This window comes from Jeotgalicoccus marinus DSM 19772, from assembly GCF_000425825.1.
Classification (GTDB): Bacteria; Bacillota; Bacilli; order Staphylococcales; family Salinicoccaceae; genus Jeotgalicoccus; species Jeotgalicoccus marinus.
On sequence record NZ_AUEE01000007.1, the window covers coordinates 89,449 to 101,211 of the forward strand.

The 11,763-nt window shown below is 37.2% G+C and carries 11 protein-coding genes and 7 tRNA genes; 15 read left to right on the top strand and 3 right to left on the bottom strand.

What is annotated here, in order from left to right:
- The first annotated feature begins 84 nt into the window (after nucleotides 1–84).
- From H624_RS0105245 to H624_RS0105290, 10 genes are all read left to right on the top strand, one after another.
- Nucleotides 85–156: transfer RNA gene (locus H624_RS0105245), tRNA-Met, on the top strand.
- Between the two features lie 23 nt (nucleotides 157–179).
- Nucleotides 180–255 (top strand) — tRNA-Asp (locus tag H624_RS0105250).
- Between the two features lie 21 nt (nucleotides 256–276).
- Nucleotides 277–349, top strand: a tRNA-Phe gene (locus H624_RS0105255).
- Nucleotides 350–356: 7 nt separating this feature from the next.
- Nucleotides 357–427 (top strand) — tRNA-Gly (locus H624_RS0105260).
- A 7-nt stretch (nucleotides 428–434) separates the two neighbouring features.
- A tRNA-Asn gene (locus tag H624_RS0105265) sits at nucleotides 435–509 on the top strand.
- Nucleotides 510–521: 12 nt separating this feature from the next.
- Nucleotides 522–593 (top strand) — tRNA-Glu (locus tag H624_RS0105270).
- Between the two features lie 37 nt (nucleotides 594–630).
- Nucleotides 631–718: transfer RNA gene (locus H624_RS0105275), tRNA-Ser, on the top strand.
- Between the two features lie 205 nt (nucleotides 719–923).
- Nucleotides 924–1,973 (top strand): 2,3-butanediol dehydrogenase, encoded by a 1,050-nt coding sequence (locus tag H624_RS0105280; RefSeq protein ID WP_026866645.1) that lies wholly within the window; start codon nucleotides 924–926, stop codon nucleotides 1,971–1,973.
- A 124-nt stretch (nucleotides 1,974–2,097) separates the two neighbouring features.
- Complete coding sequence (locus H624_RS0105285; RefSeq protein ID WP_026866646.1) at nucleotides 2,098–2,955, top strand: fructosamine kinase family protein; 858 nt, start codon at nucleotides 2,098–2,100, stop codon at nucleotides 2,953–2,955.
- 79 nt (nucleotides 2,956–3,034) lie between these two features.
- The gene (locus H624_RS0105290) at nucleotides 3,035–3,796 is read left to right on the top strand and encodes a CHAD domain-containing protein (RefSeq protein ID WP_166626815.1); all 762 of its coding nucleotides are present in this window, start codon (nucleotides 3,035–3,037) and stop codon (nucleotides 3,794–3,796) included.
- Between the two features lie 60 nt (nucleotides 3,797–3,856).
- On the opposite strand, the gene H624_RS0105295 is transcribed toward H624_RS0105290, so the two are convergent.
- Nucleotides 3,857–4,612: a MerR family transcriptional regulator gene (locus H624_RS0105295; protein WP_026866648.1), complete on the bottom strand. Its 756-nt coding sequence runs from the start codon at nucleotides 4,610–4,612 to the stop codon at nucleotides 3,857–3,859.
- A gap of 262 nt (nucleotides 4,613–4,874) precedes the next feature.
- Between H624_RS0105295 and H624_RS0105305 the strand changes: the two genes are divergently transcribed.
- Nucleotides 4,875–5,342 carry a hypothetical protein gene (locus H624_RS0105305; RefSeq protein ID WP_026866649.1) on the top strand — a complete coding sequence of 156 codons (468 nt, stop codon included), beginning with the start codon at nucleotides 4,875–4,877 and terminating at the stop codon, nucleotides 5,340–5,342.
- Between the two features lie 58 nt (nucleotides 5,343–5,400).
- Here the strand turns inward: H624_RS0105305 and H624_RS0105310 are convergent, their stop codons facing one another.
- Together H624_RS0105310 and H624_RS0105315 are read right to left on the bottom strand one after the other, a co-directional pair.
- Entirely contained in the window at nucleotides 5,401–6,000 is a 600-nt protein-coding gene (locus H624_RS0105310) for a hypothetical protein (protein ID WP_026866650.1), read from the bottom strand.
- Nucleotides 6,001–6,075: 75 nt separating this feature from the next.
- Nucleotides 6,076–6,993, bottom strand: coding sequence for a 1,4-dihydroxy-2-naphthoate polyprenyltransferase (locus tag H624_RS0105315; RefSeq protein WP_026866651.1), 918 nt, complete (start codon nucleotides 6,991–6,993; stop codon nucleotides 6,076–6,078).
- 116 nt (nucleotides 6,994–7,109) lie between these two features.
- Here H624_RS0105315 and H624_RS0105320 point away from each other — a divergent pair, with 116 nt between their 5' ends.
- The 4 genes from H624_RS0105320 to menB are packed head-to-tail and all read left to right on the top strand — an operon-like array spanning nucleotide 7,110 to nucleotide 11,730.
- Nucleotides 7,110–8,504 carry an isochorismate synthase gene (locus H624_RS0105320; RefSeq protein WP_026866652.1) on the top strand — a complete coding sequence of 465 codons (1,395 nt, stop codon included), beginning with the start codon at nucleotides 7,110–7,112 and terminating at the stop codon, nucleotides 8,502–8,504.
- Nucleotides 8,467–10,134: a 2-succinyl-5-enolpyruvyl-6-hydroxy-3-cyclohexene-1-carboxylic-acid synthase gene (gene menD, locus H624_RS0105325; protein WP_026866653.1), complete on the top strand. Its 1,668-nt coding sequence runs from the start codon at nucleotides 8,467–8,469 to the stop codon at nucleotides 10,132–10,134. Before H624_RS0105320 ends, menD begins: the two co-directional genes overlap by 38 nt.
- Entirely contained in the window at nucleotides 10,124–10,915 is a 792-nt protein-coding gene (menH, locus tag H624_RS0105330; RefSeq protein WP_026866654.1) for a 2-succinyl-6-hydroxy-2,4-cyclohexadiene-1-carboxylate synthase, read from the top strand. Before menD ends, menH begins: the two co-directional genes overlap by 11 nt.
- Complete coding sequence (gene menB / locus H624_RS0105335) at nucleotides 10,912–11,730, top strand: 1,4-dihydroxy-2-naphthoyl-CoA synthase (protein WP_026866655.1); 819 nt, start codon at nucleotides 10,912–10,914, stop codon at nucleotides 11,728–11,730. The genes menH and menB overlap by 4 nt, the downstream gene beginning before the upstream one ends.
- The last annotated feature ends 33 nt before the right edge of the window (nucleotides 11,731–11,763 follow it).

Here is an 11,763-nt window from a genome sequence, read left to right on the forward strand (position 1 = left end):
GAAAAGTGTTAAAAACACTTGAATTGTAATGTGGAAACAAGTATTATAGGTAACAGACATTAAATATATGTTAAATAATATTATCGCGGGATGGAGCAGTGGTAGCTCGTCGGGCTCATAACCCGGAGGTCGTAGGTTCGAATCCTTCTCCCGCAATTTTCTTATGCTTTACATAAGCGGGTCCCGTGGTGTAGCGGTTAACATGCCTGCCTGTCACGCAGGAGATCGCGGGTTCGAGTCCCGTCGGGACCGCCATTATTATTTATCATAAAGTATGGTTTAGTAGCTCAGTTGGTAGAGCATGTGATTGAAGCTCACAGTGTCGGCGGTTCGATTCCGTCCTGAACCATTTTAATGCGGGTATAGTTAAATGGTATAACCTCAGCCTTCCAAGCTGATGTTGTCGGTTCGATCCCGTCTACCCGCTCTTTTATTCCACAGTAGCTCAGTGGTAGAGCTATCGGCTGTTAACCGATCGGTCGTAGGTTCGAGTCCTACCTGTGGAGCCATTTTTTTGTTATGGCCCGTTGGTCAAGCGGTTAAGACACCGCCCTTTCACGGCGGTAACACGGGTTCGAGTCCCGTACGGGTCATATTCAGAAGTGTAATCGCACTTCTGTTTTTTATTTTGGACAGCTGGCCGAGTGGCTGAAGGCGCACGCCTGGAACGCGTGTAAACGGCAACCCCGTTTCGAGGGTTCAAATCCCTCGCTGTCCGTTACATAACTCCATAGTAATGATGGAGAGAGTGGACACGTGTCTAAACGCGTGTCCATTTTTTATGCTTTCATTTAGTAAAATTAACGATTCACATATAAGTCATAATAATCTAAAAATTTTTATGAATATCATGGATATTATTTGAAAAATTTTGTATTTAAGAGATAATAATAGTAGAACAACATTTGAAAGGATGATTGCAAGTGAGAGCGGCAGTATTTTACGAAGCAAAAGACATTCGCGTAGAAGATGTTGAAATACCAGAAGTTAAAGAGAATGATGTTAAGGTTAGAGTGGCATGGACGGGTATTTGTGGAAGTGATTTACATGAATACAACGCAGGTCCAATTTTCATTCCAAAAGATGAAGCCTCGCCATTAACTGGAAGACAAGCACCATTGACTATGGGACATGAGTTCTCTGGCGTGATAGAAGAAGTTGGTAGTGGGGTAGATGGCCTTAAAGTAGGAGATAAGGTTACTATCAATCCTCTAATTACAGGTAAGGTTCATGACAATCCTTTAGTTGACATGTACAAAGGATTTACCTTTGTTGGTCTCGGTAGTGATGGTGGATTTGCTGACTTTACAGTTGTTGATCAGCGAAATATAGTCAAATTACAAGATGACACATCATTACAAATTGGAGCGCTTGTAGAACCTACAGCTGTTGCATTACAAGCTATTAGAGAATCTGAAATGAATTTCAGTGATTCTGTTGCAGTATTTGGGGCTGGACCGATTGGGTTGTTAACTGTTATTGCAGCTCGTGCAGCTGGTGCTAAGGATATTATCGTTTTTGATTTAAGTGATAATCGCTTAGAAAAAGCTAAAGAAGTTGGAGCAACTTATGTTGTTAACTCAGGCAATGAGGACCCTGAAGAATTTGTGAAAAAATATTATCCTGATGGTGTGGATAGAGCTTTTGAAGTCGCAGGTGTTCCGGTAACTGTGAATCAAGCCATTGCTGTGACACGAGCTCGAGGTATGGTAACTATCGTCTCTATTTTTGAAAAAGAAATGGATTTCAATCCAATGTTACTCACGGCAAGTGGTGTAAGAATTTCATCTACACTTGCATATGAGCCAGATATTTTTGAAGCAACTGTTAAAATGATCGAAAGTGGTCAAATCGACCCAAGCCCAGTCATTACAGATCAGATTGAACTGGAAGATGTTGTGACAAAAGGCTTTGAAGAATTGTTAAATAATAAGAATCAATCTAAGATCTTAGTTAAATTAAGTGGAGAATAATATATTTAGTTTTAGTGGCTCTCTGTGCTCATGACAGAGGGCCATTATTCATTTTAACATCAGTTTGCCCATCAACCATTTAGGGAAATAATTTGTATGAGATTGTTGAAAGTGAGTGATGGTCTTGAATCAAAAATGGCATAATAATTTACCAATTTCCGATATTGTTTCTATTAGCCCTGTTGCTGGTGGGGACGTTAATGATGCATATAAAGTAGAAACTAAATCTAAAGAATATTTTCTCTTGGTACAGCCGAACCGTACTGAGGCATTTTATTTATCTGAAGCAGCGGGTCTTAAAAAGTTTGCTGAGATTGGTGTCAATGCACCAAAAGTAATCAGTAGTGGGGAAATCGATGGTGATGCATATTTACTGCTTTCATTTATTGATGAGGGCAGTGGTAGTCAAGCTGATTTAGGTCATATGGTGGCTAAATTACATTTAGAACATAATGAAAATGGTCAATTTGGTTATGATTTTCCACATGAAGGTGGGGATATGACCTTTGATAATGCATGGACGGATTCTTGGATAGAACTATTTGTGGAACGACGACTCGATGTAATTCGAGATATAGTCTTAGAAAGAGGTTACTGGAATAAGGATGACCTAGATCTATACGATAAAACACGCCAGGTCATCGTAAAAACGTTAGAAAACCATAATAGCAAACCGTCATTCTTACATGGTGATTTGTGGGCAGGAAATTACATGTTTGAACGTGATGGGACACCTGTCTTATTTGATCCGTCCCCATTCTATGGAGACCGTGAGTTTGATTTAGGTGCGACAACTGTTTTTGGTGGATTCAGTGGCGACTTCTATGATGCTTATGATGAGGCTTATCCATTAGAAGCTGATGCATGGAAGCGGATTAGGTTTTATAAATTCTATTTAATTTTTGTACATCTTGCGAAATTTGGTGGCTTATATAAGAGCAGCTGTAAAGAATTAATGATGGATATTATTTCAGAAGCATAAATTACCAGTAGTGGGGGTATATATTATAAAATTTCACTAATAGTGAGGGCGATGAAATATGGAAGAAGCTAGAAAAGTAATGTATAAGAGACTGAAAGTTTTGCATAAGGCGTATACCAATTTTAGAAATAATCCTTTTAATCCAGACTATGCGCATGAAATACGCACAAATAGTAGGAAACTGAGAAGTATGTTTAACTTTTTAAAAAATTCTATGGATGAAGCGGACTATGATCATGTTAATAATTCATTGAAAGACTTTGCTTCTATCTATGGACCAGTTAGGGAAATTGATGTATTAAATGATTGGTGTACAGTTGTTGCGACTAAAGAACCAGAGTTAAGTAATGAATACAAAGAATTATTTAATCATTTTACTAAAGAACGTCGCCGTGAAATGAACCGCACATTTAATAAAACGAATACTTTAACCTCAACAACAGCAATAGACGATGCAACAAAAGCCATTGAGCAATTATCTTTTAAAAAGCCAAAAAAACTAGATAAGGACATTAAGAAGCAATTGCAAAAGAAAGAAGAAAAGTTGCTGGAAAACTTTGAGCATTTAGATTTAGAAGACTATGAAGGCGTACATGAATTAAGAAAAGAAGCAAAAAAATTACGCTATCCTGCTGAGGATTTAGGTAAATTATCGTCTGTGACGCACAAGAAGATTGCATCAAAGGCAGAAGATATTCAGGATGATTTAGGTCAACTGACAGATGCAGAGGTAAATATTAGATTGCTTAATAACTATGCTGAGAAAACTGATAATGAATCGCTTAAGCAATTATTTTTAGACCTTGCTGACATACAAAAGCAAGAGTTGCCTAGCAAGTAAAAAATGCATGCCATGAAGCATGCATTTTTGGATTATATAAGTTTAATCAATTTTTCACACTTATTTTGTATACTCAAGCACTGCGTCTCTTAAAAATTCAGCACCCTGATCTACATGTTGATTATAATAGTGCTTGAATCGTTCGTCTTGAACGTACATTTCCACCAAGCCTCTATGCGCTTCTTTAGAATAAGAAGGCCAGCTGAAGCTTAGCCACTCCTTATGTTTACTCGCGAGTAGTTTGGCAGCTTCAGAAGCTGGATCATTAGTTTGTATTGCTGTTTTTAACAACTCGATAATTTCTTGTTCTAGATTTCTGAACGCTTCGTAATCATCTTCACTCATGCCCATTAATTTTGCATTGCTTTCGTCTATGGTTGTATCACCATATTTTGCTCTAATCTCAATGCCGAATTCTGCTTCGTTTTTATTGATTAAATCTTTTTTAAACCCTTCAAATTTTTCTTGATCTGACATATCGATCTCTCCTTTATGATTCAAAATCGTCTTTTCCACGGTTTTGATTATTTCGTCGAGGCGGGTACGTTCGTCAGTCAATGCTTTATAGTGCGCATTTAAAGTGTTAAGCGCTTCAAAATCACTATCATTAATCATCTGTTTGATTTCTTTTAAGCCAACATCCAATTCTCGATAAAAGAGAATCTGCTGCAGCAAATCGACTTCTTTTTTACCATAAATTCGATAACCTGATGTTGAGATTTTAGCTGGCTTGAGTAAGTCAATCTGGTCGTAATATCTCAATGTACGACTAGAAACGCCTGATAATTTTGCGAGCTGACTGACTGTATATTCCATATCATCCCTCCTGACATTTCTCATAATAAGAGTTGACGTAACGTCAAGGTCAAGTGTTTATTTAGAATTTTTGTTGTTGGTAGATATAAAGAGGGCAATGGCAAGAATTAAGAAGGCAAAAAAGGCAATACCAATTGCTATCAGTACCTGAATCATATTTATCTCTCCTTCGTTATCATCTTCAATGTATCATATTTATTTAGATAACATAAATTTAATGGTAAAATAATGTAAAGGAACTATAGAAAGAAGTTGAGAATAAATGGATCCCTTATCAGTATGGTTAGATGTAATTGTTATCGTCGGCTTGTTTATTGCCCTAATTGTGGCCTTAGGTGCATATACAGCAAGAAAACGTTCTGAAGTGATGACGACACAACCGAAATTAATGATTGATGAAGTGGGTTGGCGAACGGATGACCGCGGTAGATATATGATGTTTCGCGTAGAAAATAAGAGTGATAACCCATTTCAAATTAGTAAGGTCTATGTAAAAGGTTATGATTTTACGACTAAATATCATTACATCAAAGAAGAAGATGAGAATGATGTTGTCATCATAAAATTTTATATGCAACCTGACCAAACACTCAATTCTCGCATTAGAATAAATTATCGAGACTTTAATAATAAACCCCACACAGTAATGTCAGTTCGCCTAGATATGGAAGGTGGAGAACTCACATATGAAGCTGAAGGAACGAAATTCATTTTAACCAAAACCAAATAATGTCATAAAAAAAGGTCAATGTGATATCACATTGACCTTTTGGCTTATAAGTAGAAGACTATTCTTCAGAATCTTCACCAGACTCTTCTGATTCAGCAGAATCTACTGCAGAGAAGTCAAGTTCTAGCGTTTCGTCAAGTTCTTCTGTTTCCTCTAACGGGTTTTCTCTAGCCTGAAGGTGAGTGTCCATCTCGGGATCGAGTGGTCCATATACAACAACAGCAGTCGAAGATTCCCCTGCATCCACTAATTCTGAACTTGCTGCCTTACCTTCATCGAACTCGCTGCCATCTTCTAAATCCATTGTTAAGTTATCTGTCGGTGCTTCACCTGCATCACTAAGTTGCCTAACAGCTAAGTCTAAACTGAATGATTCAGAAGGTGTTACAGCATTATCGGTTGTATTTTCAAAATCAAATTCGACGGCAACTGCAGGTACAGACGTTTCATTACCTTCTTCGTCTGTTGATGGTACTTCAACGACTGTAAAGTTGTTGAAAGTGTAGTCACCATTTGCCCCTGAATACGAAAGTGAATCTTCGCTCGCTTCTTCTGTGCCTTCGTTGTCCGCTTGATCTTCTTCAGTAGCATTACCACATGCAGCAAGTGCTAGTGTTAACGCCATACCTCCCATAATAAATGGTTTTTTAAAGTCCATTATAAATCCCCCTAAGTTTGATTACTCAACTTCAATTATATAGAATTTTTTGTTAAATACAATTTCTAATTGAAATTATATTCCAGTTAAGCCATAAATGATAAGGCCTATTGTCATAAGTAGCCCCATCACTGTGTTTAATTTACCCATTGAAGCCATTGCTGGAATCAATTCGACAGGGGTATTCCCTTTTTTCATCAGCATAATTGTTTTTATGGCTAAGGGAATTGATAGAAGAGGAATGAGTAGAAATACTGACCCCATATCTGTGAAAAATGCCATATAAATTAAGAATAAGTATGAAAATAGTAACAACACGGCTGCAGTCGCTACAGCAAATGGTTTACCGACTAATATCACATATGTTTTTCGTCCGCTCTCCTTATCTTTCTTACGGTCCCGAATATTATTCGCCATATTCAAAAGACCGATAGTGATTGCTGATGGTATTGACATCAGTAGTGGGAAGACATGAAGTGTACCAGTATGGATATAAAAGGTAATCATTATGATAACTGTTCCCATGAAAAATCCGGCAAATATTTCACCGAAAGGCGTCCAAGATATTGGAATAGGCCCGCCTGTATAGAGGTAACCGATCGCCATAGAAATCGCACCAACTAAGAGAATCCAAAAGGAAGAATTAATCGTGATGATTATGCCTAGTATCCCAGCGATTACATAAAAGCTAATCGCAATAGACAAGACAAGCTTCGGGCTCATGCCATTTCTGACAATGGCACCAGCAATACCAACAGACTCATGGGAATCGAGACCACGTTTAAAGTCGTAGTACTCGTTGAACATATTCGTTGCAGACTGAATTAACAAAGTTGCAATTAACATGAGAAAGAACATGGTCCAGCGAATATCACTGAACAACATGACACTCGCCGTACCAATAAAGACCGGAACAAAACTTGCTGTTAATGTATGAGGTCGCGTTAGCATTAAATATTTTTTAATTCCTGTATGAACAGTAGCTTCTTGCATGACTTTCTCCTTTAAAACATGATGTGCTTAATTTTATCATATTTAAGTCTTGTCCATACACACAGTCGTTAAAAAATGATAAAATGAAACTAATTATATTGAAGGTAGTGTGACTCATGAAATTAGAATCGTCTAAAACTTTTATAGAGCAGATCACTTTGGATTCTGATCGTCAGTATTTAACTTTGCATCTCCCTATAAATGAATATCAAATCGACGAAGAGCAAATTTTTACTTATTTCAAGGAATCCAAGGGCTCACGCTATTGGTTTAGGTCAAAAGATAATACATATAATACGATTGGCATTAATTATATAGATAGTATCTGGAGAGATCGATTTAATCCAATTGCTCTACAGGAAAGTAAACAAAAATTATTTTCAAATATTCAAATGGAACCACTTGCAGATTACTTAAAATCAAAATTGAACTTGTTTGGTGGCACACTGTTTGATGATAAGGATACTACGGATGAGTGGAATGAGTTTAGAATGGTCGAATTCCATTTACCAGAATGGCAATTTGATTTAAAAAATCAAGAATTATTTTTAACACGCTTAAAATCTACGGCTAATTTAAATGAGTTAATTGAAGAAATAGATGAAGTCTTATCTTCTATAGAAGCGATTGAGTTAGTGGATAAGGATAAGCCAGTAGTTAAAAGTATGAGAGACATCTTCCCTAAAGAGTGGAAGGAATTAGTTGATGAGGCAATTGAAAAACTGGATGGTGACTTTAAAAAAGTCGTGCTTGCTAGGCAAAAATTAATCAGATTTGAGTCTAAAGCAAAACGCTTGTATTTAATAAGGCGTTTAAAAGACGAGGCAGATACGTACACGATATATTATGAAAAAGGGAAGTCGACCTTTGTATCTAAGACACCTGAAAAATTGTTTTCAATTTATGGTGAAGAATTAAGTACAAATGCGATTGCTGGTTCTATAGAAAGACTCGTTGATCCTGACGAAAACGATGAACACAAGGACTTCTTATTACAAGATGAGAAAAATCTTTTTGAACACAAAGTTGTTAGAGAGTCTATCATCAATGATATTGCACCATTTTCTGATGGTTTAAACTATACTAAGAAACCACAGCTATTAGAAAATAAATATATTTATCATTTGTATACACCGATTCAGGCGATGTTGAATAGTGAAGCTGATGAATTTAAAATATTAAAACAAATTCATCCAACACCAGCAGTCGGTGGACTACCAAAAGAGAAAGCAAGAGAATATATCAAGGAAAATGAATACGGTACAAGAGGTTTATACGCAGCCCCACTTGGCCTCATTCATCAAGATAAGGAATGTGAATTTGCCGTAGGCTTAAGATCTATGTTGATTTCAGCGAGTAGTGCAACCTTGTTTGCAGGATGTGGAATCGTTAAAGGTTCTGATGCAGAAGCTGAATTTCAAGAAACGGAAATCAAGTTCACACCGATGTTAAACGTCCTGGAGGCGACTACTAATGACTTATACAAACGCACTAACAGCGCAAACGTTTAATTATATTGATGCCTTATATGAATATGGCATGTCTGAAATTGTAATTAGCCCTGGGTCGAGATCAACGCCCCTGGCTATTGCTTGTGAATTACATGAACATATTAAAACTTACATTCACCCTGACGAGCGTGGTGCCGCATATTTTGCCATTGGCTTATCTAAGAAAAAAAGACAACCTGTTGGCATCTTATGTACATCAGGTACGGCAGCTGCGAACTATACACCAGCAGTCAGTGAAGCGGGACTCAGCCACATACCATTGATTGTGATTACTTCAGATCGTCCAGCTGAACTTAAAAATGTAGGGGCGCCTCAAGCGATTAATCAAAATGGTATGTTTAGTAATTTTGTTCGCTACCAAACTGAATTACCAGTTGCAGATGATCATGATTCTGCGCTTAGTTTGATTGAAGACAAGGTGCTACAAGCGAGTCAGTACTTTACTGGTGTAAACATGGGACCAGTACACTTTAATATTCCAATTAGAGAACCTATTATGCCTGACGTCGAGCAGTTGGTGCATTTTCATAGAAAACAAAAGGATATAAGTGCACCGTTAACCGTTCCTAGGAATATTGAACGATTAAATGGTCAAGGACTTGTGTTGATAGGAGAAACTGCAGAGGATTTGACTGAATTATTACCGCTACTAAATTCAAAAAATTTAACTGTAATCTGTGATCCTAGACAAAATATAAGAACAAAACTTGATAAGACAATAGTCAACCACGATATGATCTTTTCACATTTAACGGAGTCCTTTAAGGCATACATTGATGAATCAGCGGATTTTATTATTAGAATTGGTGAACCGGTAACATCTAAATTAACAAATAATTTTTTAAAATGGACATCACTCCCACAATTCCTCATCAGTGAATTTCAAGATATTAAACCGTTTCCTAAGACACCAGATGTCACTTATTATGGAACGGTTTGTGAAATTTTACCAAGGTTAGTAGAGCCAACAAATCAAGCTGATTTAAGCAAGCAGTTTGAAGCCTTATCTAATGAAATTAGTCAGTGTGTAGATAAGCACATCAATCAATACGATGATGAAGGTCGATATGTCTATGATATAATTCAAGGCACGAATGAAGAAAGAACATTCTTCTTATCTAGCAGTATGCCGATTCGAGATTTTGAGCGCTATGACACGCCTGTTAAGCATGATGTTTTTTCTAACCGAGGTGCGAATGGTATCGATGGTGTGATTTCAACTGCCTTAGGTTTGGCTACAAAAGAAAAAGTGACTATGCTCATTGGTGATGTATCTATGAACCATGACTTGAATAGTTTATTGATGGCTAAATTAGAAAATATTGATTTTACAATTATTGTTTTTAATAACAATGGTGGTAATATATTCTCGTATTTACCGCAGTATAGTCATAAGCCACACTTTGAGAGATTATTTGGAACACCATTAGATTTAAATTTTGAACATGCTGCTAAATTATATGATTACGAATATAATCGAATAAATTCTATTGAAGCACTGTCTAGTGACATGCTAAACAGGGACGGTCGTCAGTTGATAGAAATCATGACAGATCGTCAATATAACCTAGATAGTCACAATCGTCTTAAAGCTGAAATAAAGCAGTTGGTGACAGATTTTGAAGCTTAATTATGAGTATTTAGATCATAATCAGAGTCAAACGATTATTTTATTACATGGGTTTTTATCGACAAGTAATAGTATGAAAAAGATTGCTGAATCCTTAAGTGATATTAGAAATGTTATTTTAGTAGATTTACCAGGTTTCGCAGGTACAAAGAGTGTGGGCATTTCCTATACTATGAAGGATATCGCAAGTGGACTGGATGACATTATTAACGAATTAAATCTTAATCGGGTCGACATATTTGGTTATTCGATGGGTGGTAGAGTGGCGCTTGCCTTTACAGTTTTACAGCCTGATAGTGTTGAACTCCTGATTTTAGAAAGTGCCTCAGCAGGTATAAAGGATGAGGCAAATAGAGTGAATAGACAACAGATTGATAAAGACCGACATGATAAGATGATTGAGAACTATCAGATGTTTTTAAAGGACTGGCAAGCACTGCCTCTGTTTAATAGTCAACAACATATAGATCCAGACATTTTAAATCAACAGCAAAGTGAACGACAAAGCCTAAATCCATCGGAAGCAGCAGATAGCCTACTCAAGTATGGTACCGGAGTCCAAGACTCCTACTGGGATGATATAAAAAGCATCTATCAACCGGTCTTATTAATGGTAGGGCAAGAGGATGAGAAGTTCGTCTCTATAGGTAAAACGATGTCACAGCTTATAAAAAGTGCTAAACTAGAAATAGTAGAATCTTGTGGACATAATATACATCTAGAATCATTTGATGTCTTCATTAAAATACTGAAAGCTTATTTACAGGAGGAAAATTCATGACTAGAGTTTGGGAAACAATTAAAGAATATACTGAGATTAAATATGAATATTATAACGGTATTGGTAAGGTTACGATAAACCGTCCGGAAGTACATAACGCGTTTACACCGGATACAGTGCAACAAATGATTGATGCCTTTACACGTGCAAGAGACGATCAAAGAATTTCTGTGATCGTTTTAACTGGTGAAGGGGACAAAGCCTTCTGTTCAGGTGGAGACCAGAAGAAACGTGGTCACGGTGGCTACGTTGGGACAGACGAAGTGCCCCGTCTAAATGTACTTGACCTACAAAGACTTATCCGTATCATTCCTAAACCAGTCATTGCCATGGTTGCAGGTTGGTCAATTGGTGGCGGTAACGTACTTCAAGTGGTCTGTGACTTAACAATTGCTGCGGATAATGCAAGATTTGGTCAGACAGGACCTAAAGTAGGATCATTTGATGCTGGTTATGGTTCCGGCTACTTAGCAAGAATCGTCGGTCATAAGAAAGCACGTGAAATCTGGTACCTATGCCGTCAATACGATGCACAAGAAGCACTCGATATGGGCTTAGTCAATACGGTTGTACCGCTAGAACGATTAGAAGATGAAACAGTGGAGTGGTGTGAAGATATTATGAAACATTCACCAACTGCCTTACGTTTCTTAAAAGCAGCAATGAATGCAGACACAGATGGACTCGCAGGTTTACAGCAGTTCGCTGGAGATGCAACATTACTTTACTACACAACAGATGAAGCGAAAGAAGGCCGCGATGCGTTCAAAGAAAAACGAAATCCTGACTTCGATCAATTCCCTAAATTCCCATAAAGTTTATAGTAAAATCTAACACCCGTCTCTGAT

Coding starts and splice junctions, on each gene's coding strand:
- H624_RS0105310 (WP_026866650.1), bottom strand. CDS start 6,000: ATGGACTTTAAAAAACCATTTATTATGGGAGGTATGGCGTTAACACTA.
- H624_RS0105305 (WP_026866649.1), top strand. CDS start 4,875: ATGGATCCCTTATCAGTATGGTTAGATGTAATTGTTATCGTCGGCTTG.
- H624_RS0105290 (WP_166626815.1), top strand. CDS start 3,035: ATGTATAAGAGACTGAAAGTTTTGCATAAGGCGTATACCAATTTTAGA.
- H624_RS0105315 (WP_026866651.1), bottom strand. CDS start 6,993: ATGCAAGAAGCTACTGTTCATACAGGAATTAAAAAATATTTAATGCTA.
- H624_RS0105295 (WP_026866648.1), bottom strand. CDS start 4,612: ATGGAATATACAGTCAGTCAGCTCGCAAAATTATCAGGCGTTTCTAGT.
- menB (WP_026866655.1), top strand. CDS start 10,912: ATGACTAGAGTTTGGGAAACAATTAAAGAATATACTGAGATTAAATAT.
- H624_RS0105320 (WP_026866652.1), top strand. CDS start 7,110: ATGAAATTAGAATCGTCTAAAACTTTTATAGAGCAGATCACTTTGGAT.
- menD (WP_026866653.1), top strand. CDS start 8,467: ATGACTTATACAAACGCACTAACAGCGCAAACGTTTAATTATATTGAT.